The following is a 21,721-nucleotide window of genomic DNA, read 5'->3' on the forward strand; positions in this document are numbered from 1 at the left end:
GTCGTCCTCCTCCCGTAGGCCGAAGCGGTCGTAGAGGCGGCGCAGGGGGGCGGGGGCCCACCAGATGCGTTCGCCGGCGAGTTTCATGGCGGCCGGGACGAGGATTCCGCGGACGACGAAGGCGTCGAGGAGGACGGCCAGGCCGGTGCCGATGCCGAAGAACTGCAGGAAGCTGATCCTGGACAGGCCGAAGGCGAAGAAGGTGACCGAGAGCAGGGCCGCGGCGGTGGTGACGATGGTGCCGGCTCGTGCCATGCCCTGCACGATCGCTTCCCGGTTGGCCAGGCCGCGCTCGTGCAGTTCCTTGATGCGGCTGATGAGGAAGACCTCGTAGTCCATCATCAGCGCGAAGGCGATGACGACGAGCAGGGGCGGGATCGTGGTGGAGGTGGCGGTGGGGGTGAAGTTGAGGAGCCCGGAGAGGTGGCCGCCCTGGAACACCCAGATCATGGCGCCTGTGATCGTGAACAGGGTGAGGGCGTTGAGGACGAGGGCCTTGACCGGGATCCAGATGCTGCCGGTGAACAGGAAGAGCATGACGAAGCTGGCGATCACCATGATGGCGGCGGCCCAGGGCAGGCCGCTGCCGATGGAGTGCTTCTGGTCGACGAGGTCGGCTGCCCGTCCGCCGACCAGTACGGAGGTGTGGGCGGGCGTGGGTGTGTCGCGGATGTCGTGGACGAGGTCGGCGGCCTGGCCGCTGGTGGCGTCGAGGGTGTTGTCGACGGTCCAGGTGACGTAGCCGTCGTGGTACCAGGACAGGGCGGGGCCGGTCTCGTGCACGGGCCGGCCGTTGCGGTAGGTGCCGCCGGGGCCCTGTACCTGTTCGGCTCCGGGCAGGCGTGACAGCCGCGCGGTGTACTGCGCCCATTCCCGGGTCTGTGCGGGGGTGGGTGCGGCCGGGGATCCCGCGGGTTTCGCGGTGACCGCTGTCAGTGCGCTGTTGCCGTTGCCGGCGAACCGGTCGCGCAGGGCGTCACCGACCTGGTGGGCGGCTGCGGAGGTCGGCAGGGCGCGGTCGTCGGGGGTGCTGAAGTGGACGTTGAGCAGGGGCAGTCCGATCACCACAAGGGCCAGCAGGATCGGGGCGGCGAAGGCCAGGGGGCGGTGGGTGACGGCGGTGGTGACGCGTGTCCATCCGCGGCTGCCGACTACGGCGGGGGCGCCCGGGTCCGCAGCGCGTGCGGGGCGGGGGCGTCGGAAGCTGCGCCGGCGCCTGGCGACGCGGGCGCCCATCGCGGCCAGGAGAGCGGGCAGGACCAGGAGTGCGCCGACGGCGGCGAAGAAGACGACGGCGATCCCGGCGTAGGCGAAGGACTTGAGGAAGTAGACGGGGAAGACCAGCAGCGCGGTCAGCGCGAGCGCGACGGTGACGGCGGAGAACAGCACCGTGCGGCCGGCCGATGTCGCGGTGCGGGCGAGGGCGTCCTCGGTGGCGTGTCCGTGGGCGACTTCTTCGCGGTACCGGTTGACGATGAGCAGGCCGTAGTCGACGGCCAGCCCGAGTCCGAGGGCGATGTTCAGGTCGATGGCGTAGGTGCTGACCGAGACGAAGCCGGCCAGCAGGCGCAGCTCGGCGAAGGTGCCCATGATCGCGATGGCGGCGACGCCCAGCGGCAGCAGCGAGGCGAGCAGGCCTCCGAAGACGAAGTACAGCAGCACGATCGTGATCGGCACGGCGACGATCGAGACGATGCCGAGGTCCTTGCCGATCTGCGTGGTCAGCGCGCTGTCCGCGCCGGTCTGGCCGCCACTGCGCACGGTGGCCGCAGCGCCGCCGTCCGCCTTCAGGTCCTTGAGCAGCGTGTCGACGCCGCTCTTGTGCCCGTCCTCGTCCTGGACGTGCGCCAGGACCAGGGCCGAGCGCTGGTCGGTGCTGCGCAGACCGGGCGCGTGGGTGGTGAAGTAGGACGTCACATTGTCGACCCACGGCTGTCCGTGCAGGGTGGCGGCGATCTTCGCGCCCACCGCCTGAACGGCGGGGCTGTCGACGGTGCCGGCCTTCGCGGTGACGAGGACGACGAGCCCCTGCGTTCCGCCGAAGTGATCGTCGACGAGTTGCTCGGCCTGTGTCGACGGGGCCTTCGGGTCGACCTGACCACCCGAGCTGAGCTTTCCGAACGCGGTGATGCCGTAGACCGACAGGGCGAGGAACCCGAGCAGGGCCACCACCAGAACACGTCGATGATTTCGGGCGATGAGACGCCCCAGAGCTTCCATGACGGTGAACTCCTTGTCAGACCCGGTGAACGCGGGCAGTTGGGTGATCGCGGTGCGTGATGCAGGACGCCTCGACGTCGCGGCGTCGCGCCACAGCTGCCGAGCGCTGCTGATCTGCTGGAAGGGCAAGAGCATGGGAAGTGCTGCGCGGGCGGCACCCGGAGCACCGCAGTGGACGGGCGTAGCCTTTCGCATGTCGTGCTACAACCGTAGTCTTACCTATGGGTGCCATCGACGTCAACACATGTACGGCTACGGCCGTAGTCTTACGATGAGGTTCGGAACGACATGAGGGAGGGCGACCACGAATGACGGTGACCAGGACCCCACCCAGCGGGGACCGGCCCCGCAACAAGCGAGGCGAGGGCTCGAAACTGCGCGGCGACATCCTCGACGCGGCCACGCGGCTGCTCGTGGCCGGCGGACCCGAGGCCATCACCCTGCGAGCCGTCGCCCGCGACGTCGGAATCGCCACCACCTCGATCTACAGCCACTTCGCCGACCGCGAGGAGATCCTCGACGCCATCGCCGACCAGGCATTCACGGAAATGGCCGAGGCCACCGGCCGAGCCATGACCGCGGAGCAGGACCCGGTCGGCGCACTCGTCGCCGGCTGCCGCGCATATCTGCGGTTCGCGACCGACTCACCGCAGCTCTACACCCTGCTGTTCACGACCGCGCTCGGCCCCAGCCAGAAGTCTGGGCTGCGCACCCCGAAGCCGTCCCAGTGGGAGTCGGAATCCGGTGCGAGACTCTTCCACAACCTGGTGGACGGCATCCAGGCATGCGTCGACACCGGATTTTCCGACAGCTCCGACGCCTTCACCAGCGCGCTCATGGTCTGGTCGGCCCTGCACGGCTACGCCGGGCTCCGCGCCAACCTGCTCTCGGTCCCCTGGCCGGACGAGGAGAAAACTCTTGCACAACTCGTCGCCGACCTGGCGCATCTGCATCGCACATCAGCGATCGGGCAGTCCTGAGACCTCCGAAAGCCACGGGACGTCAGGCCTGGAAGGCAGTGGTCAAACGTGACGCACAACCACCACGGCTGCGTCGTCGACCTGGCCGATCTCGGCTGAACAGCCGAGCACACGCTGCGCGATGGTCTGGGCGTCGCAGCCGTCTCGCGCCGCCCGCGCAGCAATTCCCGCCACGCGGCGTATGCCGTCATCGATACTGAGACGCGGGCCCTCGACCACTCCGTCGGTGACCAGGACCGCCGCGTCTCCCTTACCGAGATCGAATGTAGTGTCCGGGTAGCTGGCTCCTTCCAGCACCCCGAGCAGAGGACCACTCGGCAGGGTCTCTATCAGGTAGCCCGGGGCTTCGTTGCGCAGACGCACCAGAGGGACGTGCCCAGCGCTCGCTCCAGTGATCTTTGCTTTGTGGCGGTCGAATCTCAAGAGCGCACAACTCGCGAAGCTCTCGACGTTCATCGAGGTGAGGACGTCGTTGGTGTGCGCCAAAATGATCCCGGGATCGTGTTCGTGCGCCGCGATGGCCCGGATCGACGTCCTCACCAGAGCCATGAACGCCGCCGCGTGAGCATCATGCCCTTGTGCGTCGCCGATCGCGAGGGTCAGTACTCCGTCCTTGAGGACAAAGGCGTCATACCAATCGCCACTGACACTGAGCCCGTCCTGGGCAGGCTCACATCGAGCCGCGAGTTCTATGCCGGCCAGCCGCTGGGGCATCGTCGGTTTCAGTGAATCTTCAAAGCTCGTCGCAAGATCGTCCCGAATTTTCTGCTTCCGTATACGCTGAAGTGCCTGCCCGACCAGTTCGGCAACCAGCCGGACGAGCGCGCGCTCGTCGGGGGACCAGTCATGTCGTTCGTTGTAGGTCATGACCAGCGCCCCCAGCCGGGGATCCCCACGGGTCAGGGGAAGAAGGCAAATGGAAGCGCCAGAGCCGAGACGCAACAACCTGCTCCTGCGCGGGCCCCGCCGAACGTACTCGGCTCGATCCGTGATGAACTCCGGTGATCCCGTACGCACCACAAAAGGCAGCAATTGCGGTCCTGCGACGGGCATACCGTCTATCGCTTGCGCGAGTTCGGGGTGGTCCCCGCCGTCGGATACCACTTCCAGGGACCTGCCCCTCACCAGGGCGAGCAAAGCCCCGTCAGCCCCGAGCGTCCCCGTCGCCCGGGTGAGGACGACCTGCCGAAGCTCCTCCTCCATGGTGGCCCTGATGAGCGCGAAGGAGATGGCCTGCAGTAGATCAGCGCGTTCCTGCTCCTGCCGCCGCCTGGCCAGCAGCGCCAGGCGCCGGGTTTCCGCCTGCGTGTCATCACGCACGATCCCGATCGTCTGCTCACGCCCGCTGTACCCCAGACGGAGCCTGCGGATCTGGCACGCCAGATGTGTCCAGCCTTCGTCGTGCAAGCGCAGCCGTAGCGGAGTCCACTCGTGCGAAGCGGCTGTCCCCCGGAGAAGCCCGCGCAGAGCAGACTTGTCCTGAGTATGCACGCGCTGAAAGGCGGAACGCAGCGACAAAGAAGGCTCGGACACCAGCCCGGCCAGCCCGGCCGAGCCCCCCAGCCAGACGATGTGGTCCCCCCGCCTGCCGACCAGTGTCAGCCCTGCCGTTTTCGCCGTAATACGGAAGGGAATCAGCAGCCCGTCGTCGTCCTTGCCCGAATCCACTGCTCTGACGCGCACGAGACTCTCCCCCGGCCCGCTCGGGACCAAGGCCCCCTCCATCAGACTCGCCACCGTGGAACCGTCCGGCACCGGGAACTCGATGACGCGGAAAGAGGGCGTTCCGCTTGCCCTGACATGAGCAAGGAATGACGCGCCCATCTCCCGCTGATGCTCAGGGAGGAGGCTGATGAAACTTCGCCCCTCGCACTCTGCGGCGGGACGGCTGAGAAGCTGCGCCATGGACGCGTTGAGCGAACGGACGTCGCCCTTCGTAGTCACAAGGGCGAGCGGCGCCTCTTCCACCGATCCAGCCTTCTCGCCGCCTGACTTAGCAGTGTTCATGCGCCACCCCAGGACTCACTCTCTCCTCAGCATAGCGAGCACGAGGCGAAAAGAACCAAATGTCCGCATTGATGTACGGGGCGGCCGGCCGTAGTGACCCGCGGCGTTGCTGACGCGTGGCGCGCAGACATGAGGTGAATGAATGAACAGGCCCGGGACGGATCGAGTCGTTGCGGTCACGTCCGTGGGAGTGGTGTATCGACGGCCACTCGGTGATCTCGTTGTGAGGCTATGCGGTGAGTGCGGTCGGCAGGTCCATCTTGTCGGTTTGTGACTCGTTCGGGGTGGGGCGGGTTTTGGCGAGCAGGTCGAGTCCCATGTAGCGGCGGGCTTCGGTCCATTCGTCGTTCTGCTCGGCCAGGACGGCGCCGACCAGGCGGGTGACGGCGGTGCGGTCGGGGAAGATCCCGACGACGTCGGTGCGGCGGCGGATCTCCTTGTTCAGCCGTTCCTGGGGGTTGTTGGACCAGATCTGCCGCCAGATCTCACGGGGGAACGCGGTGAAGGCCAGCAGGTCTGCCTGGGCGGTGTCGAGGTGGTCTGCGGCCTTGGGGAACTTGGTCTCCAGGGCGTCCAGGACGTGCCGCATCTGCGCGTGGACGGCGTCGGTGTCGGGCTGCTCGAAGACCGTCCGCAGGAGCGTGGCCACCCATGGCTGTGCCGATTTGGGGACCTGGGGAGAGCAGGTTGCGGGCGTAGTGGGTGCGGCACCGCTGCCAGGACGCGCCGGGCAGAACCGCTCCGATCGCGGTCACGAGGCCGGTGTGGGCGTCGGAGACGACGAGCTGGACACCGGAAAGACCGCGGGCGGTCAGAGATCGCAGGAAGGCGAGCCAGCCGGCGCCGTCCTCGGCGGTGGCGACGTCGAGGCCGAGGATTTCGCGGTGCCCATCGGCGTTGACTCCGACCGCCACCAGCGCGTGGATGTTGATGATCCGGCCTTCCTCGCGGACCTTCTGGGTCAGGGCGTCGACCCGGACGAACGCGTACGGGCCGGCGTCCAAAGGTCGGTTGCGGAACGCGGTGACCTGCTCGTCCAGGTGCTTGGCCATCGCGCTCACCTGTGACTTCGACAGTTGGGTGACGCCGAGGGACTGCGCGGGTTTCTCCACGCGACGGGTGGAGACGCCCAGGAGGTAGGCGGTCGCGACGACCGAGATGAGGGCCTGTTCGGCCCGGCGGCGGCGTTCCAGCAGCCAGGTCGGGAAGTAACTGCCCGACCTCAGCTTGGGGATGGCGAGTTCTACCGTGCCGGCGCGGGTGTCCCACTCGCGCGGGCGATACCCGTTGCGGTGGTTGACGCGTTCGTCGCTGACCTGCCCGTACTCGGCGTTGCAGACCGCGTCGGCCTCGGCCGACATGAGCGCGTCGGCGAAGGCTTTGACCATCGCGCGCAGCAGGTCGGGACTCGCCGTGGCGAGGTTGGACTCGGTGAGGGCGTGCAGGGGCAGACTGTCTGGTGCGGTCATCGTGCTGATCTCCTTCGAGGCTTAGACACTTCGAAGATCAGCCGGTGGCCGTCTTTCTATACGGGCACCCACCCAGACGCCGGGACAAACCCCCGGATCGGGTCCCACCCGCTACACCACTTCCAAGGACGCAACCGTCGTTGCCCACCGATGCCGGACAGGCAGTCGGCACGGGACCACCGGGAGATCATCGAGGCGGCATCACGGATTGGCCGATGTACTGATGCAGCGGGCAGTCCCTGTCCCGCAGTGGGCTACTCCCGAACGTATCCAGGACTGCCGCAGGGCCTCTTTCGAGCGCACCCGGCCCCGATCTTGCTGGAGCGTGAAAGCCCCCGGGGGGAATAGGACAGGGATTGTTGGCCGGAAGGGAAGTGTCACGGTCTTTGACGCGGCGGCAGAGCTTTCGCTCGGCGCATGCGGGTTACGCTCTCCGCCGCCGGCGGGTGTGTTCATGCCGCGACCTCGACTTGGCGCCGGCACCGGCACCGGCCTGCCCGCGGTACCACGATCCGCGGCCGGGGTTGCGCAACCTCGCTGGGTAAGACAACGGAGATTTGATATGGACTACTGCGAACCCTGCCGACGCCAACTGAACGGGGCCATCAGCTGTCCAGGCTGCGGAGCCGTCTACCGGATCGTGGTCGCAACCGGCGTCAATGCAGCCGGCACATCCGCAGACAGTCTCGACCAAACCGTCACCGTCCCGGAGAAGGCGCCGGCGAGGGAGATGCCGCACCGGAGCCGACGGAGAGACGAGGCCGGGCGGCATGGCTGGTGGATCGTCTGGGGTGTGGCCGGCCTGGTCGCCTGCGTGGCGGTCGCCGCAGTCGTAGTCCATCGGTCGGCCCACGGCCCCTCAAAGCCGTCCGGCGTCGTCGCAACGGCGATTGGCAAAGGGCTCCCGTTCGTTCCGCCACCGACCCGGCTGCGAGGGACCGACGCGCGGGCTTCCCGTCCGCGGCCGACCGGTGCCGCAACGGAGTCGATTACCCATTCGCCGGCCGCGACTGGGCAGCATCTGTCACCGTCGGCAGTTGGCACGCCTTCTGGCAGAGGCCCCGCCGGCAGCACCCCTTCGCGTGCCGGTACGCCACCGCATAACGCACGCGTCTACAGCGGAACGGTGGTCAGCGCGTCAGGACGGTGCCTGGTCCCCGGCCGGGACAACTCCCATGGCGGCACTGGACTGGGACTCGCCGCGTGCACCTCAGCCGCCGGACAGCGCTGGCAACCGGAAGCCGACGGTTCGCTGCGTAACGGTGGGCGCTGCCTGGACGTGATAAACGCGGCAGTCGACAACGACTCTCCCGTTCAGCTGTTCACCTGCAATAGGACCCCGGCGCAGAAGTGGGCTCGGGATTCGCTCGGTGAGATCGTCAATCCGCAGTCGGGCCGTTGCCTCGACGCGAGCACGATGGCGATCATGGTCTGCACGGGGCAGGCGAACCAGCGATGGGAGATGCCATGATCAGCGCCTACCCGGTTCGGCACCGCCGACCGGCCCCTCGGCTCACAGCCGCCCTCACACTGCCGGAACGGTTCGGCTCACCGGCCCCCTGATCGTGGTGGGCGACGGCAGCACCGTCTCGGCCGCTGGTCGGCTCGCCGCCCACGCAGGACTCGGCCCGGCCACGCGCGACTCGGGGCGCCGGCCAGGGCCACCATCCCGCCCGCCGGGCGCCCCAGTCACCAGGGAACTGTGCGGGTCCGTGCCGGTCCATCCGCCCGTCAGGGCCTCCGATGTCCCACAATCCGCCGGCTAGGACTTGGTGGCGGTCTGGGGCGGACGGGTCGCGCGCTCGGCGGGGGCCTGGACGATGCCGGTCTCGATGAGGCTGGTGGCCGTGTCGACGACGGTTTCGCGCAAGGGGCGCATACTCCAGCCGAGTTCGCCATGCGCCTTCTGCGCGCTGACGCGCACGGGGCTTCCGGCGAGGAACCGGACCTGTCGCATCTCGCTGCTGAAAGGCGCCGCCAGCCGGATCAGCCAAGCGGGCATCCTGCCGGTCGGCACACGGAACCCCGACCCTTCGAAGTCATCGGCCAGGATCCGGGCGATGTCCTGCATCCAGACGTTGTCGCCGGCACAGATGTAGCGGTTGCCGGCAGCGCCGGGCGTCTCCATCGCAAACCGGTGCGCCACGGCGAGGTCCCGCACGTCGACCACGGCAAGCCCGATGGGCGGCGAGGCCGGTACTTCCCGCGCGAGGAGTCGACGGACCAGGTTCGCCGATGTCCCGACCGGCGCGTGCCGGACCGGACCGAGCACGAAACCCGGGTTGACGACGGCCAATTCGAAGTTCTGCCCCTCCGGCAGAGCCGCGACGAAGTCCCACGCGGCCCTTTCGGCGAGCGTCTTGCTCTTCTCGTAGGCCGGGACCGCGTCCACCACCGACCAGTCGGCCTCGGTGAAGACGCCGTGGTCGCGGGGATGGCCCGAGGCGATGGCGGCGACCGACGAGGTCAGCACCACACGGCGGACCGTGCCGCTGTCCGCGGCGGCACGCAGCACCCGCAAGGTGCCGTCGACGGCCGGGCGGATCACATCGTCCTCGTCCTTCGGCATGGCAGCGGGGAAGGGCGAGGCGACGTGCAGGACGAAGGCGCAGCCCTCCATCGCCTCGGACCATCCGGTGTCGGAGGAAAGGTCGGCCGATACCACTTCCACGTCGCCGAGTTCGCGCAGCCGGGCGGATTTATCCGGAGCGCCGGAATTCCTGACCGTGGTTCGCACGGAATATCCGTGGTCGAGCAGTTCCGTCACGCAGTATCCGGCGATGAAACCGGATCCACCGGTCACCAGAATGCGGTCCGCCATGGCGACGGCCCCCTCACTGAGCAGAGTTCACCCTTTTGATGTGAACATCGTACACATTGAGAGGTCGTGCGCGGCCGTCATGGCTTCGGGCCCGCCGAACGCCTCGGTCTCCGGCTCGTAGATCCCGAGCGTGCAGGACTGCGCGGTGCCGTCGGCGACCAGGTCGTCCAGCAGGGCCGTCATGGTCAGCGAGGGGCGGTCGGCGAGGTAGCGCAGGGGCCAGGGCTGCTTGTTCATGAACCACCAGCCGTAGAGCTGCCCGTCGGCTTCAGCGGCGAGCAGTGCTGGGGCGAGGCGTTGAGTGATGGCGCGTCGTGCGGTGTCCCGGTTGGGGAAGGTGACGTTGTGCTGCTGCCAGCGGTCGGGAGGCATCGGGGTGTCCTTCGTTCGGGTTCAGGCTGTGAGCAGGCAGGCGTCCCAGGCGGTGCAGGGTGGTTCCGCGCTGTCGGTGGCGAGCAGTCCGAGCGCGGTTCCGGCGGCTCCGTCGAGCAGGCCGGCACCCGCCTCGTCCTCCAGGAGGCGGGCGGCTGCGGTGTCCGGAGCGGTGCCGGGCGGGAGCAGCACGGTGAGAAGGGCGGGGATGGTGGCGCGGAGCTGGCCGGCGTTGGCCGGGGCGGCGTCGGCGGCAGTACGGGCGGTGATGTGGATGAGGCCGGCCAAGCCGTGGCACAGGCCGCTGTCGGTGGTGGCGCGAAGCTGCGCGGGGTCGGTGAGCGCGTCCAGCAGGGCGTTCTCGGCGTCGGCCTGGAGGCTGGTGTCGCCGAGGGCGAGCGCGGCGAGCTGCTGTGCGCGGGCCAGGCCCGCCGTGCCGTAGCACCAGCTCGGCCGCAGTGGCGCGCAGGGCGCGAGCCGCCCGGCGCGCAGTTCGTCGCGGGTGATCCAGTACGGCCAGGCGGTGCCTCGCGCGGTGGTTGTCTTCCACTGCTCCAGCCAGGCCAGGATGGTGCGCATCGCCTGGTGGTGGCCGGTGACGGTGGTGCCGCGGCGGGCGGAGAGCGCGAGCAGTGCGAGGACCGCGCCGATGCCGTGCGCCATGCCGTGGTTGGCGTGGCCGCCGGGGAATCGGTCGTCCGGGCGGCCGGACGGCCCGGTCGGCGCCCACCAGCCCGGCAGGCGCTCGTCGTCCTGGGTGACCGGCTCGGTCAGGCGCACGCAGTAGTCGAGGACGGCCCGCGTTACCGGGCCGTCCGGGTCTCGGCGCAGCAGGTGGGCGCCGTAGCCGCTCAGGCCCCGGATGGCGTCGAACTCGGCGAGCGCCGGGAGCTGCCCGGCGTCGATGCGGCGGTGCGCGGCGTCCAGTCGCCACCGGGCGTCCGCGGCCACCTGCTGGTCCAGCAGGCCGAGGCCGCGCCGGTAGGAGCCCGGGAGGTGGTCGGCGGCACAGGCCAGGGCGTGCGCGAGGGCAGGGGCTCCGTAGAAGGGGTGGCTGTCGGGGCCGCGGGTGAAGGGCTGGCGGGTCGCGGCGGCCAGCCAGTCGTGGGCGCGCTGCCAGGGGGCAAGGCCGGCCGCGGCGCGCTCGATGTGCAGCAGGGCGATGCCGGTCGGCCCGAAGGCGAGGTGCTGCCGGTTGGTGTCGGCCGTGGCCTCCGCTGGCGCCCCGTCGGGGTGGGCGAGGCGGTCGGCTACGGCGGTAGCCACAGCGTGCGCGGGGCGGTCGGTCACGGTCGCCTCCGGGTGCGGGCGGTGAAGGCCAGGGCGGCGGCACGCGCGAGGTACAGGCAGAGTTCTTCCTCGGGGAAGTTCACCGCGACGTGCCGGACGAAGTGGACGTGGAGCAGGGAGGTCAGCACGTCGTCTGCGGCGATGCCGTCGGTGTGCGGTCCCGGCAGGTGCGGCCTGTAGGCGGCGAGCGCGGCGGCGCGATCGGTCCAGGCGTCCACGATCGCGGTGCCGCCCGGTGCCGACCGCAGTGCCGCCCAGTGGCCGCTCGGGTCGGCCAGCGTGACGCTCTCGGCGAACTGCGGGCGGGGCACCGGCGCGGGCGCGGTGGGCGGGATGTGGTCGATCAGCCAGCGCGCGCCGGCCTGCGGGCTGCCGAGGAAGTCGGCGGCGATGGCGAAGAACTGGGCGGCGACCAGCGGGCGCGGGTCCGGCCGGACGGGCTGGGCGAGTTGTGCCACTACGGCCCGGGAGTCCGCGCGGAAACAGTCCTCGGCCGCCTCCCACGCCGGCCCGGAGCCCCAGCGGCCCATCTCGCGGTAGGAGGTGGGGTAGCGCAGGTCCGCCAGCAACCCGGCGGCACACAGGTCGTGCGCCCAGGCGCTGATCGTGTGGGCGGTGTCGGCGAAGTCGTCCGGGTCCGGCAGGGCGATGCGCAGCCGCAGGTGCTGCTGAGGGTCGCGGAAGCGGATGTAGCACCAGGAGGGGGAGCCCAGGCGGCGCATCAGGTCGGGCACGTGGCGGGCGAGGATCGCGTCCTGGCGCCGCGGGTCGCCGTACAGGGCGGCCAGCAGCTCCGAGGAGGCCGCCGGAGTCTGGATCTGGTCCGGGGACAGGACGCGGGAGGGGGTCGGGGCGGGCAGCGCCGGCCAGGCCGCAGGCCGGACCGCTTTGAGGGGGACCACGATCTCGTGCGCCCGGCCCCCGCTCCAGCTGTCCGCGTCCAGTGAGGCGGCTTCCGTCAGGACCGCCGCGTGGGCACGGTCGAGGTGCTGGCGCAGCAGGCTGTGGTGTCCGGCCTGGTCGAGGTCGAGCGGCAGCCGCCGGTCGTCCTGGACGAGGTGCACGTGCCGCGGAAGCCGCCTGCGCTCCCGCCAGAGCGACAGCGCGGCATCCCACTCCCGGCCGGGCCGGTGTCGGTCGGGCAAGTCGCCTGCTTCCAGCCGCCAGCGGGCCGGCGCCAGCACGATGCGGCCGTACCGCAGGCGCGGCAAGAACGGCATGACGGCGGCTGCGCCCCAGTCGAACACGGTGACCTGGGCGTTCTGGGCCCGGGACACCTCCGTGATCAGCCGGGCCAACGGCGGCGTGTGTTCGGCGAGGTTCAGCGCGTGCATCGACACGGCCTCGACCCGCAGGCTGCGGGCGGGAGCCGCCAGGTACATCCGGCGCCCGTCGCACGCGAGTGCCAGATCCGCCGGCGTGAGCACCGCAGCATCGGGGGCACGGTGTTCTTGCAGGCTGATCACCAGCGGCAGCACACGCGGAGTCCGGGTGACGTGCGTGGTGTCGGGCAGCAGCGGGGGAAAGGAGAGCTGCGCCGCCACGGTGCCCGCGTCGGCGGTGGGCAGATCCGCCAACTCACCCTGGAGCAAATCGCGTTGAGCTGGCGCCAGGACGCTGAGGAAGCGACCGCTGGACACCCCCGCCCCGCGGGACACGCTCATGATCTCCACGGTGAACTGCCCGCGGGCGGCGTCCCCGAGACTGGCCGCGTCCAGCCGCACGCCGACCTCCAGATGCGCAGGCACCCGCGGCTCCTGCGGACCCACGTCCAAGCCGGCCACGATCTCGTCGGTCAGCACGACTTCATCGCGGCCGTCGAGCGCCGCGGCCTGCGCGAGCCGGACCAGCACGTCATCCCGGGGCGACAGACGCCGACGACGCGCGCCCGCCGGGACGCCCGGATAGCCGTCGGGGTAGCCGACGCCGCTGTCCGCGACGACCTCCAGCAGCGGCACCATCGTGCCGATGCCGTACCTCTCGTAGAACCGCTGGTGGTACTCGGTCCACGCCTCGGTGCCGTACGGGCGGGCGCAGAGCCTGGTGAGGAGCGCAGCGGCGCGCTCCACCTCGCGGGCGACCGCCTCTGGGAGCACCACGTCGGCGTCCAGGCGTAAGTCGAGGGCGAGCGGGTGGCGGCGAAGCCCCGGCACCAGGTCGCGCATACGCGCCGCCGCGGCGTCCCGCCCCTCCGCAGTGCCGCACAGTTCCAACTCGACGCGAACGGCACGCAGTTCCCGCACCATGTGTGCGAGGAGGGGGATGGACCCGGCGCCGGCCCCGTCGAGCTGCGCGATGAGGTGGCCGAGAGCGTCGGTCTCGGTGGCCGGCACGTGGAGGCTGGTGATCAGAACGCGTCGCCGTACCAGGCCCGCCAGCAGCCCGTGGACGCGCTCGGGCGCCACGGCCGGGAACTCGGCCGCCAGCTTGTCGGCCAGTTCCCCGACCCGGACCGGCGCTCCGGCCGCGCGCAGAACAAGCCGCACCGGCGCCGAGAGATCGACGGCCGCCTCGACAGCTCGGCGCCGACCGGCCGGACCGTCGTCCTGGTAGGGCACGATGAGGCTCCCGTCGCGCTCGAAAGCCGTGTTGTTGACGACGACCGACAGAAGCGGCAGCAGCTCCCCGCTCCTCTCCAACTGCTCGATCAGCTTCGTCAGCCACTCCGCACCGGCGCGGGCAACGACCGCGTGGTCCTCGCCCCAGGCGGCCCGCGGAGCACCGAAGGAGGCTGCGGCCACTCCGGCGAACAGCCCGAAGGGCGTGGGTCGGTGCAGCGCGCGCAACAGGTAGCGCGCCACCGACAGCCCGACGCGGCGAACGTCTCGCGGAGACGGGGCAACGGCCCTGATCAGGGCCTCAGCCTCTTGAGCGAGGACCGGGCTGGCATGGTGCAGCGCCTGCACGAGGCTCGGGTCCCGCCAGACACTGCGAATCCAGGCCAGGCGCCCGGCGGTGACCTCCGCCAGTTCTTCGGTCTTGAAGGATCGGTCGTCGAAGTCCGGCCAGGGAAGCCGGGCCGCAGCCGGCCGAGCGACAGCACGCACCAGGGCAGTCCCACCTGCCTGGAACGCTTGGGGGGTAGCCACGTGTCTCCTTGCAACCGGGGTTGGGGGCGGTCGGTGCCGCCGCGCCAGCGGCGCGCTGGCACCGACCGCCGTTCACAGCCAGAGGCCAAGGTCAGGCGACGTTGGTGGTGCAGGCGCCGCAGGTGCTGCCGCAGTTGTCGTCGGTCAGGCTGGTCAGCCCAGCCGCGTCCGAGACCTCCAGCAGGGAGACGTTCAGGTCGAACCCGTCCGACTGGCTCGTCGGCTCCTGGACCTGGGTGGCGCTCTGACTGACGGGTGGCGTCATGACAACTCTCCAGGTGACTCGTTGGATGGTGCGGACAGGGTGGTTCTGCCAGAGCACTGACGGCCGGAGCGTAGCGACGGCACTACGCTCGGGGCTCAGTCCTGGCCATCCCGGCGCGCATGATCGAGCCGGGAAGGTTGGGGGTGGAACGCCGTCCGCCGGTCCGATCCCGAGTCAGGGCCAGCGGGCGGCCATCATCAGGCCGTGGCAAGTCACCGGCCGGGGCAGCAGCTTGTGCGGCTGCCCATGCGTCTGCAGCCACAGCCGCCGGGGCTTCGAGCCACGCAAGACGGCAGAAGCGGGAGGTCAGAACGGTCATTGCAGCCGCCTCGGTCCCGTCGGGCAGCAGTCCGCCCGCCAGCCTTCGTCCTCCGGCGCAATGGCGGCGCCGGCCCGGAAGCGGGCGCCGCAGATGACGCATCTGCCGGGGTGATCGGCACGCACCCAGTCGGACAGCGAGGCCAGCAGCGAGCTGCGTACTGGGTCAGCGTCTTCAGCCATGGTGCCCAGGCAGTGCGCGCAGCGCGCTTGCATCAAGCTGGTCAGCTCGCACACGTCCAAAGTGCCGACATCGAGTACCAGAAGGCTCATCGCTTCACCACCGGACGGCGCCGCCACTCGGCGGCCAGTCCAGCGTCGGCCAGCTGGCGGTCGATGTCTCGGCCCTCGTAGTGCTGGTCCGTTGCTTTGGTCACGGCAGGTCCTCCAGCAGCTCATCCAGCAGGTCGGACACGGCCATGGCGAGGCGCCGCAGGTGGCCGAGGGCTGCGGTGAAGTCCGCGGGGAACCTCTCCGTCAGCAGTCGGAGTGACGCGTCGAAGCGGTGCTGGGACACTCCGCTTGCGGGCTGCTGCGACACGAACACGATTCGCCGGAGGGCGGCATGAAGCCTCGGCCGGATGTCGGCGATCTCGGCTGCCGTGAGGTCGCCGCCGTACTCGCCGAGAACGGCGTCCAGGTCCTCGAAGATCAGCTCAACGTTTGGAGTGCTGGGAGTCTCCAGAAGGAACCGCTGCCGAAGTCCGGCCAGCACTCGGGCCTTGGCCCGGGGGCTGTTATCCGCGACCGTGGCGAGGGGATCGGCGTAGACCTCGGTGGCAACGGTCACCTCGGGTGCCAGCGTGTTGTGGCTCATCGGTGCGCCCGCCCCGGTGCCGGCAGCCGAAGGAGACACCAGGTCCTCGTGCCGTCCTCGCTCACGCCCCAGGACGCAGCCAGCGCGCTGACCAGGAGCAGCCCGCGGCCGTTCAGCGCGTCGAGGCTGCTCGCCCGCAGTTGAGGCCGCTCGGGCGAGCCGTCTTCGACTTCCACCACCAGCAACTCCAGGCAGATCAGCAGGCGGAGGCAGACCACCGGCTGCGTGCCGTAACGGAATCCGTTGGTGACGAGTTCGCTGATCAGGAGCTGAGCGTCTTCCGCCAGCGCCGACAGGCCCCAGAGGGCCAGCTTCGCCCTTGCGATCTTGCGGAGTTGGCCGACTCTGACGGCTGTAGAGCTGCGAACGGCCCCGTCCTCGGTCAGGGGTTCGCGTTCGACAGTCATGGAGACGTCCTCCAGGACCTCGGGCAGAGCATCTGCCGGGCATCCGGGGTGCAGCTCCGCAAGGATCTCCCGGCCCGGTGCAGTGACAGCCATGCTTACCTCTCCGCAGCTCAGAGGAGCAGCGCGGCATGAACCGGACCTAACCCGCCGGTCGCTTCTGCCGTGCTCCTGCCCTTGGTCGTGCTGGCTCAACTACCGTGGCTGGTGACCTCCGTGGCTTGCAACCGAATCGTCGCTGAAATTTCAGTGAGGTCCTGAATTGGACTATGCGCGAGGTTGCACAGGGGGTATCAATGGCAGCGCAGGAGATGCGACACTCTGCGCACGGTGGTAGACAGCACGCACAGGCGCTTGGGGGTAGTGCACAGATGGCAGCGAAGCGAGGCGCCACGGGTAGGCGGCTGGAACTGGGCATCCAGCTGAGGCAACTGCGGGAGAACTGCCCACCCATCGAGGAGGGCCGCGCCCGCGGGATGACGCGCAGAGCTGCAGTCCGGGGCCTCAAGGCTCTCTCGGAGCCAAGCCTTGCCCGGATCGAGAACGGTGAGCTGAACTTCCGCCGTAACCCCTCGGATCTGCGGACGCTCCTCAAGAGGTACAGCGTCACGGACGAGTCTCTGATCGAGCAGCTGGTCGAGCTGAACCGCGAGGGGGTGAACGACGAGTGGCTGACCCAGTACCGAAGCTTCATGCCCACCGGGATGCCGCACTACGTCGGGCTCGAAGCCGAAGCGAGGGCGATCAGCGCCTACCACCCCACGGTGGTGTACGGGTTGCTCCAGACCGAGGCGTATGCCCGTGCCCTCTTCGAGGTGCAGCGCCCGGTCGAGGACACGACGGCGGAGTTCATCAAGCGCAATGTCGAGCTGCGCATGGAACGCAAGCGCCGAGTCATGGAGCGGGAGGACCCGGTCCGTACCCACGTCATCCTCGGTGAGGCGGCACTGAGGATTCCGGTGGGCGATGATGACGTGATGCGGGAGCAGTACCTGGAGATCATCAAGCTGGCGCGCGAGGACCACGTCTCGATCCAGGTGCTGCCCTTCAAGCGCGGCTACCGGTCGAGCAACGACTTCACGATTCTGGACCTCGGCGGCGAGCTGCCTGCCCGGGTGCAGACGGACAATGCTTGGGGCGCCGTCTCCACGTCGGACAAGCCCCGCGAAGTGGATCGGTTCACCCGCCGGTTCGCCGCGATGGTGGGCGTGGCCCTGGGCCTCGAAGACACCATCAACTTCCTGGAAGAACTAGCGCGAAGGTAGTAGAGCTATTAACACTCACGTTCCAGCCAACGAACTGCTCCCCGACGAGGCGTGGGTCAAGTCGTCGTACAGCGACGGCACCGGCAACAACTGCGTCGAGGTCGCCAGCCGTCTGTCGACGCACGGCGACATCGTCGTCCGCGACTCGAAGGACAAGACCGGGCCAGCCCTGCACTTCACCCAGAACGAGTGGAATGGGTTGCTGGCGCTGGTCCGCGCCAACGGCGCCGACTTTGGCCTGATCTGAGAAGGACCGCAGCACAACCGTAGCGCCGTACCCCTCAGCCCTATTGAGGGGTACGGCGCTCGTCTCTGCCCGGCGCGACGCTCGCCCCCGCTGGCGTCGCGCACTTTCAGTGTAGGTTTCAGCCGCATCTGCGGACTGCGTTTCCAACTTTGGTCGGGACGACGCTGATGGCGCTGTGGGTGGCCGATCATCCAAGCTGACGCGTCCCTTGCGAAACGGACCTTCGGGCAACGTCCCAGTGATTGATCACAGTGCGCCGGGCGGATACACCTCCACCTGGCGGACCGCCGAGTTCCAGACCCATATCTCGCTCTGCAACCACAGACGCGGGAGATCCGTCTTTTCCTGGCAGAAGGGATCGTTGCATCCTCCGCACAGCTCTCCCTGGTCCATGTGCATGAACAATCCTGTGCGAACCTCAGTCGGACGCCAGTTGGGGTTTCCGACCAGCACGGCCCTCAGGTTGTACAACTGCAGACCATCGGCACCGTCTGGAGCAGGGACCCGCCATTCGCGCTCGTGCATCCAGGCGGAGCCAGCGCTGGTTCGCACCGCCCAGTGCTCCAGCCCAGCTGTACGGAACGCTTCGTAGACTTCGTCCGGCACGTAGGCGACCGTGCCTCCGCCGGCGGCGAGCAAGCCGTCCCGGGTGGCCACGATGCCCCATGGCTCGAACCCCCTGTCCCCGATGAGATGGGCGAGGTGGGTGGGAGGACTCTCGGAGAAGCAGACGCACGCGCGGGCTACGCCGTACGGGGCAAAGGAGCGTAGGGTCTCACTGCCAAGTATCGAGTCCAGCCGCTGGCTGGCGGTCATTGCCCGGACGTCCGGCGGCGCACCCGGTCCGGGCTCTCTGCCCCTGCTGGTGAAGTGCACCAGCTCGTCGCTCTGCGCGGGCCCCACCGCGCCGAGGAGAGGTATCTCGATCATCGTCCCTCGCCTTTCGACTACGTGAGGTGCACTTGTACCTCAGGCATTTGGCCGGGCCGCGGCCCGAAGGCGGTGAAGACCTTCTCGCAGCCAGCCGCGCGGTGCGCGTCCTGCCGGGCTTCGGGATGCTGATCGCGGGTGCTGACCCGGGCGACGCCGATTTCATCTCCCCGGCCGTGTCGAAAACAGGTGTTGACGTCACATAGGTCCGTGCAGGGGAGGCGCGACAGTCGCGACCTGCGGGGACGTCATGTTGATCTTCGTGTGTCACGAACGATCGTACGCGCGGACCGCGTCTGCGATCCGGAGCACCTCCTGCGGGTAAATTAGTGCCAACACTGGCAGAGGCGTCAGCCACGACCCCAGTGCGAATGCCTCACCCAACAAGTGACTGGCCCGCGGCAGACCGACTACCGATGCCACCCGGGTCAGTGCATGCGCCTGCTGGTCCGGGTTGGTGAGGGTGCGGGCGATCTCCTCGGCCCGCTGATGGTTGTCGGCCCCGGCCACCACCTGTGCCAGCTCGGTCAGTGCCTCCGCCTGCTGGGCCGGGTTGGTGATGGCGCGGGCCATCTGCTCGGCCTGTTCGTGGTCGCCGGCCTCGGCCACCACCCGGACCAGCTCGGACAGTGCCCACGCCTGCTGGTCCGGGTCGGTGATGGCGCGGGCCATCTGCTCGGCCTCGGCGGCCAGCCCGACAGCCCGCTCGTGGTCACCGGCCCCGGCCACCACCTGTGCCAGCCCGGTCAGTGCCCGCGACTGCTGGTACGGGTGGGTGATGGTGCGGGCGATCTGCTCGGCCTCGGTGGCCAGCTCTGCAGCCCGCTGATGGTCACCGACCCCGGCCACCACCCGGACCAGCCCAGTCAGTGCCTCCGCCCGCTGGGCCGGGTTGGTGAGGGTGCGGGCGATCTGCTCGGCCCGCTCGTGGTCACCGACCCCGGCCACCACCCGGACCAGCCCGGTCAGTGCCCCCGCCTGCTGGTACGCGTCGGTGAGGGTGCGGGCGAGTGCTTCGGCCCGGTTGGGTTGGCCTAGGGCGGCCCACACGGCTGGGAGACGGATAGGGATGTGGGTGTTGCGGGATTCGAGCTGGCCGCGGTGGTGGGACAGCCTGGCCAGGGCGTACAGGTCCGGCTCCGGGCCGTCCAGGAGCAGGTCCTGGCAGGTTGTGATTTCGGTGAGGGCGGCCGTGTCGCCGCCGGACAGGTCGAGCATCCGGTCGTGGCGTGCCGGGTCGAGGGCCAGGGTGGCCAGGCGGCTGGTGTCACCGGTGGTGGCCAGCATGCGGGGATAGCCGGTCAGCAGGTACTCGGGGGTGTGCGGCGGCCACGCCGGCCGGCCGCCGGTGGGCGTGCGGTAGCTGTCAGCCCAGATGTGCAGCCGGTTGCGGTAGTGGGCCAGGCGGTCGTTCCCGAGGTAGTGAGCGGATGCGTTGTGGAGTTCCTCGTGGCCGAGCAGGTACACCTGCTGGCCGTCGTCCGGTGACCAGGCGGCGGGCCGGCGGGTGAAGGTGCGCCCGGCCACGGTGTGCAGTATCTCCTCGACGGTCACCAGGTCCGCACCGGTCAGCTCACGCAGGTCGGTGCCGGACAGGCCGCCGCGGGCGGCGGTCAGCAGGCCCAGCAGATCCTGCTCGACGGGGCTGCCGGTGAGCAGGCGTTTGAGTTCTGACTGGCCGAGCCGTTGCACATCCCGGGCGTGCGGGGAGTCGCCGAGCAGGCGGGCGATGCCCGGGTCGCGCAGCGGATGCCAGTCGGGCACGTCGTCGGGGATCGGCGGGTTGGGCCGGCCGGCGACGATGATGCGCATCCCGGCCGGTGGGCGGCCGGGCAGCAGCCCGGCGATGCTGTGCGCCCCCGGCCCGGTGGTCACCCCACGGTCTTCGTCCAGCCCGTCGACGACCAGTACCAGTCGGCCACCCGCGTGCCGGCACGCCTCTGCAGCCGAAACGAGCAGGTCCAACAGGGCCGCTTCCCGGGTCCCCTCGTCGCCGCCGGTCGGCAGGTCCACGGCGAGCAAGCCGCACAATTGCTCGGTGAGCGCGGTGGTGAACGGCTCCCGTGTGTCCTGCGAGGCGAGCCGGGCGGTGACGAAGAACGACACCAGCCGCACCCCGCTGGCGGCGAGACGGTCAGGCGGGTTGAGGACGAAGGTGGACAGCAGTGCGGACTTCCCCGCCCATGGCCCGGCCCGCCACCACACGTAGGGACCACGGTGATCGTCCAGGCAGAAGCCGGTCAGCTCGGCCAGCTCGGCGTCCCGGTCCAGCAGCTCGGGTGGGGCGATCCGCTCCACCTGCCGCCGGTACGCCGAGCGCACCGGCCGCGCCACGGCAGACGCCTCGTAGTGGTGAACCGCGACGTTCCCGGCGACGTGCCCGAAGCTGGTCCCGGCGGCGTGCCCGGGTGACGGGCCGACGGAATCATACGGTGACCGCGGCGCCGCGGTACCGGCCATGCCACCGGATGCTCCGGGTACGGTCAGGGGCGTGACCGGCCCGGCTCGGTAGGGTCCAGCCGCTGCCCGCCGACAGGACCGCGGTCCAGGTGCACGTCCCCAGCGACCTGTCCGAACGCGATCCCCTTACCGCTGGCCTGGGCCTGGGCGTCTCCGGTGAACACCGCCGACCCGGCACCGGCCACCACCGAGATGCCGCCGGCCTGCTCAGCGGCCTGCAGTTGGGCCACCAGCTCGGTGACCGTCTGGCCGAACTCGTCGTCTCTGCGCGCTGCGGCGGTGACGGCCAGTTCCACCTGCTGGCGGGTCAACTCGCTGACCTGGCCGTCACCGGTGGCGGCCTCCTCGGCCAGATCATCCAGTGCGGGATGCGCGCCGAGCTTGACGACCACCACCGTGTGCAGCTTGTCCAACCCGGCATCGATGACCGCATCGGCCTCGGCATCCAGACGGCCGGCCGCCCGATGGGCCTTGCGTACCGCCCAGGCGATCACGTACCCGGCCGCTACCCCGGCCTCGATCACCACGCGACTCGCCCCCTTCGCCCGTAGCGGTCACCCCGCTACATCCCCGCCCGGCGCCCATGGCCGGCCCCACCCAGCACACGGGCGGACACTGCCGTCCGGACCGGTGTATTTCATCGAGTACCCCGGTCCACCCGGGGCCGCACATGCCACCATCAATACCGGACCACGCCGCAAAAGAAGGCAGGAATCCCCGAACTGGCCCCACTCCAAGACGCCCCACCCACGAGGGGCGCCGCCCGG

16 protein-coding genes and 2 pseudogenes are annotated in these 21,721 nt (G+C 69.7%); 4 read left to right on the forward strand and 14 right to left on the reverse strand.

Translation table 11 applies throughout. The features are described 5' to 3' along the window. On the reverse strand, nt 1-2,220 hold a 2,220-nt coding region (locus BLR33_RS06365), incomplete at its 3' end, for an MMPL family transporter (protein WP_176930164.1). Between the two features lie 308 nt (nt 2,221-2,528). On the opposite strand from BLR33_RS06365, the gene BLR33_RS06370 reads away from it, so the two are divergent. Beyond that, nucleotides 2,529-3,200, forward strand: a complete 672-nt coding sequence (locus BLR33_RS06370) for a TetR/AcrR family transcriptional regulator (protein ID WP_093783308.1) — start codon at nt 2,529-2,531, stop codon at nt 3,198-3,200. A gap of 42 nt (nt 3,201-3,242) precedes the next feature. Here BLR33_RS06370 and BLR33_RS06375 read toward each other — a convergent pair whose 3' ends face one another. Both BLR33_RS06375 and BLR33_RS06380 read right to left on the reverse strand, forming a co-directional pair. Beyond that, nucleotides 3,243-5,207 (reverse strand): SpoIIE family protein phosphatase, encoded by a 1,965-nt coding sequence (locus BLR33_RS06375; RefSeq protein ID WP_093783309.1) that lies wholly within the window; start codon nt 5,205-5,207, stop codon nt 3,243-3,245. 229 nt (nt 5,208-5,436) lie between these two features. Further along, nucleotides 5,437-6,676: pseudogene (locus BLR33_RS06380) on the reverse strand (IS256 family transposase). A gap of 730 nt (nt 6,677-7,406) precedes the next feature. On the opposite strand from BLR33_RS06380, the gene BLR33_RS37090 reads away from it, so the two are divergent. Further along, the gene (locus BLR33_RS37090; RefSeq protein ID WP_407639654.1) at nt 7,407-8,147 is read left to right on the forward strand and encodes a ricin-type beta-trefoil lectin domain protein; all 741 of its coding nucleotides are present in this window, start codon (nt 7,407-7,409) and stop codon (nt 8,145-8,147) included. Between the two features lie 291 nt (nt 8,148-8,438). On the opposite strand, the gene BLR33_RS06390 is transcribed toward BLR33_RS37090, so the two are convergent. The 8 genes and pseudogenes from BLR33_RS06390 to BLR33_RS06425 form a co-directional block, all read right to left on the reverse strand. After that, nucleotides 8,439-9,497: an SDR family oxidoreductase gene (locus BLR33_RS06390; protein WP_093783311.1), complete on the reverse strand. Its 1,059-nt coding sequence runs from the start codon at nt 9,495-9,497 to the stop codon at nt 8,439-8,441. A 60-nt stretch (nt 9,498-9,557) separates the two neighbouring features. Further along, a pseudogene (locus tag BLR33_RS37095) lies at nt 9,558-9,869 on the reverse strand (thiopeptide-type bacteriocin biosynthesis protein); the annotation flags it as partial. 21 nt (nt 9,870-9,890) lie between these two features. After that, nucleotides 9,891-11,159, reverse strand: coding sequence for a lanthionine synthetase C family protein (locus BLR33_RS06400; RefSeq protein WP_093783312.1), 1,269 nt, complete (start codon nt 11,157-11,159; stop codon nt 9,891-9,893). After that, on the reverse strand, nt 11,156-14,104 hold the full coding sequence (locus tag BLR33_RS06405) for a lantibiotic dehydratase (protein ID WP_093783753.1): 2,949 nt from the start codon (nt 14,102-14,104) through the stop codon (nt 11,156-11,158). Before BLR33_RS06405 ends, BLR33_RS06400 begins: the two co-directional genes overlap by 4 nt. A 235-nt stretch (nt 14,105-14,339) precedes the next feature. Continuing rightward, the gene (locus BLR33_RS06410; RefSeq protein ID WP_093783313.1) at nt 14,340-14,513 is read right to left on the reverse strand and encodes an FxLD family lanthipeptide; all 174 of its coding nucleotides are present in this window, start codon (nt 14,511-14,513) and stop codon (nt 14,340-14,342) included. Nucleotides 14,514-14,828: 315 nt separating this feature from the next. Further along, on the reverse strand, nt 14,829-15,104 hold the full coding sequence (locus BLR33_RS06415) for a hypothetical protein (RefSeq protein WP_093783314.1): 276 nt from the start codon (nt 15,102-15,104) through the stop codon (nt 14,829-14,831). A gap of 100 nt (nt 15,105-15,204) precedes the next feature. Further along, nucleotides 15,205-15,648: a DUF6415 family natural product biosynthesis protein gene (locus BLR33_RS06420; RefSeq protein WP_143031647.1), complete on the reverse strand. Its 444-nt coding sequence runs from the start codon at nt 15,646-15,648 to the stop codon at nt 15,205-15,207. Next, on the reverse strand, nt 15,645-16,148 hold the full coding sequence (locus BLR33_RS06425) for an ATP-binding protein (RefSeq protein WP_245771217.1): 504 nt from the start codon (nt 16,146-16,148) through the stop codon (nt 15,645-15,647). The genes BLR33_RS06420 and BLR33_RS06425 overlap by 4 nt, the downstream gene beginning before the upstream one ends. A gap of 275 nt (nt 16,149-16,423) precedes the next feature. Between BLR33_RS06425 and BLR33_RS06430 the strand changes: the two genes are divergently transcribed. Together BLR33_RS06430 and BLR33_RS06435 are read left to right on the forward strand one after the other, a co-directional pair. After that, the gene (locus BLR33_RS06430) at nt 16,424-17,317 is read left to right on the forward strand and encodes a helix-turn-helix domain-containing protein (protein ID WP_093783316.1); all 894 of its coding nucleotides are present in this window, start codon (nt 16,424-16,426) and stop codon (nt 17,315-17,317) included. Between the two features lie 34 nt (nt 17,318-17,351). Then, nucleotides 17,352-17,564 (forward strand): DUF397 domain-containing protein, encoded by a 213-nt coding sequence (locus BLR33_RS06435; protein ID WP_093783755.1) that lies wholly within the window; start codon nt 17,352-17,354, stop codon nt 17,562-17,564. A gap of 246 nt (nt 17,565-17,810) precedes the next feature. On the opposite strand, the gene BLR33_RS06440 is transcribed toward BLR33_RS06435, so the two are convergent. The 3 genes from BLR33_RS06440 to BLR33_RS06450 form a co-directional block, all read right to left on the reverse strand. Next, on the reverse strand, nt 17,811-18,494 hold the full coding sequence (locus tag BLR33_RS06440) for a hypothetical protein (RefSeq protein WP_093783317.1): 684 nt from the start codon (nt 18,492-18,494) through the stop codon (nt 17,811-17,813). 267 nt (nt 18,495-18,761) lie between these two features. Then, nucleotides 18,762-20,828, reverse strand: coding sequence for a P-loop domain-containing protein (locus BLR33_RS06445; protein ID WP_143031648.1), 2,067 nt, complete (start codon nt 20,826-20,828; stop codon nt 18,762-18,764). A gap of 149 nt (nt 20,829-20,977) precedes the next feature. Further along, complete coding sequence (locus BLR33_RS06450; RefSeq protein WP_093783319.1) at nt 20,978-21,481, reverse strand: chromosome partitioning protein; 504 nt, start codon at nt 21,479-21,481, stop codon at nt 20,978-20,980. Between the last annotated feature and the right edge of the window lie 240 nt (nt 21,482-21,721).

It is taken from the genome of Actinacidiphila guanduensis, assembly GCF_900103985.1.
GTDB classification, from domain to species: Bacteria; Actinomycetota; Actinomycetes; order Streptomycetales; family Streptomycetaceae; genus Actinacidiphila; species Actinacidiphila guanduensis.

Coding starts and splice junctions, on each gene's coding strand:
- BLR33_RS06370 (WP_093783308.1), top strand. CDS start 2,529: ATGACGGTGACCAGGACCCCACCCAGCGGGGACCGGCCCCGCAACAAG.
- BLR33_RS06375 (WP_093783309.1), bottom strand. CDS start 5,207: ATGAACACTGCTAAGTCAGGCGGCGAGAAGGCTGGATCGGTGGAAGAG.
- BLR33_RS37090 (WP_407639654.1), top strand. CDS start 7,407: ATGCCGCACCGGAGCCGACGGAGAGACGAGGCCGGGCGGCATGGCTGG.
- BLR33_RS06390 (WP_093783311.1), bottom strand. CDS start 9,497: ATGGCGGACCGCATTCTGGTGACCGGTGGATCCGGTTTCATCGCCGGA.
- BLR33_RS06410 (WP_093783313.1), bottom strand. CDS start 14,513: ATGACGCCACCCGTCAGTCAGAGCGCCACCCAGGTCCAGGAGCCGACG.
- BLR33_RS06415 (WP_093783314.1), bottom strand. CDS start 15,104: ATGAGCCTTCTGGTACTCGATGTCGGCACTTTGGACGTGTGCGAGCTG.
- BLR33_RS06420 (WP_143031647.1), bottom strand. CDS start 15,648: ATGAGCCACAACACGCTGGCACCCGAGGTGACCGTTGCCACCGAGGTC.
- BLR33_RS06425 (WP_245771217.1), bottom strand. CDS start 16,148: ATGGCTGTCACTGCACCGGGCCGGGAGATCCTTGCGGAGCTGCACCCC.
- BLR33_RS06430 (WP_093783316.1), top strand. CDS start 16,424: ATGGCAGCGAAGCGAGGCGCCACGGGTAGGCGGCTGGAACTGGGCATC.
- BLR33_RS06440 (WP_093783317.1), bottom strand. CDS start 18,494: ATGATCGAGATACCTCTCCTCGGCGCGGTGGGGCCCGCGCAGAGCGAC.